This window comes from Streptomyces sp. NPDC101225, assembly GCF_044767585.1.
Taxonomy (GTDB): domain Bacteria; phylum Actinomycetota; class Actinomycetes; order Streptomycetales; family Streptomycetaceae; genus Streptomyces.
The window spans coordinates 1-1,109 of sequence record NZ_JBIWOE010000112.1; the positions used below are offsets into that span (position 1 = coordinate 1).

General features: G+C 71.7%; 1 protein-coding gene. It reads left to right on the top strand.

All coding sequences use genetic code 11. The annotated features are described in order from the left end of the window. On the top strand, positions 1-1,109 hold a 1,109-nt coding region (locus ACIRPX_RS45980; protein WP_404206146.1), incomplete at both ends, for a transposase.

The following is a 1,109-nucleotide window of genomic DNA, read 5'->3' on the forward strand; positions in this document are numbered from 1 at the left end:
CATGTACCCGTCGGCGAACGGGCGGCCGAGCATGCCGCCGCAGATCCTGGCCGCGGCGGTCACGCTGCAGTCCCTGCACGGACTGTCGGACTTCGAGACGGTCCAGGAACTGCGGTGTGACCTGCGGTGGAAGGCCGCGTGCGGGCTGGGCCTGCATGACATGGCGTTCGATGCGTCACTGCTGGCCTACTTCCGCCGCCGGCTGGCCCGCTCGGTGCGCCCGAACCGCGTGTTCGAGGCCGTGCGCGAGGTCGTGCAGGCCACCGGTGTCCTCAAGGGCAAGCACCGCCGGGCGCTGGACTCCACGGTGCTGGACGACGCGGTCGCCACCCAGGACACCGTCACCCAGATCATCGCCGCCGTCCGTGCAGTGATCCGCGAGGTTCCCGGCGCCGCCGAGGTGGCCGCGCTCCAGTGCACCGCGCATGACTACACCGATCCCGGCAAACCCCGTATCGCCTGGAACGACGAGCAGGCCCGCGCTGTCCTCGTCGACGCCCTGGTCGGCGACGCGCTCAGGCTGCTGGGGCACCTGCCCAAGCAGGAACTGGGCGAGAAGGCGGCGAACGCGGTCGGCCTGCTGGCCCTGGTCGCCGGGCAGGATGTGGAGCCGGCCGAGGACTCCGACGGCCGTGACGGGCGCTGGCGCATCACCCGCGGCACCGCCTACGACCGGACGGTCTCCACCGTGGACCCGGAATCCCGGCACGTCCACAAGACCCGTACTCACCAGCAGGACGGGTACAAGGCCCACCTCGCGATCGAGCCGGAGACCGGGTTATACACCGCTGTCGCCCTCACGCCCGGGGCCGGGCCCGAGCATCACGAGGCGGCCGTCGGCCTTGACCTGCTCGCCGACGAGGACATGCCGCTCGACGTGTTCGGCGACAGCGCCTACTCCACCGGCGACGCCCGCCACGGCCTCGCCCTTGCAGGTCACCGGCTGTTTTTCAAACCCGCCCCGTTACGGCCCGCCGTTCCCGGCGGCTTCACCCTCGACGACTTCGCCATCGACACCACCGCCGCCCTGGTGACCTGCCCTGCCGGGCACACCGTCCCGCTCTCGGCACCCGGTGGCCGGCACGACCAGCGCACCGCCTCCTTCAAGG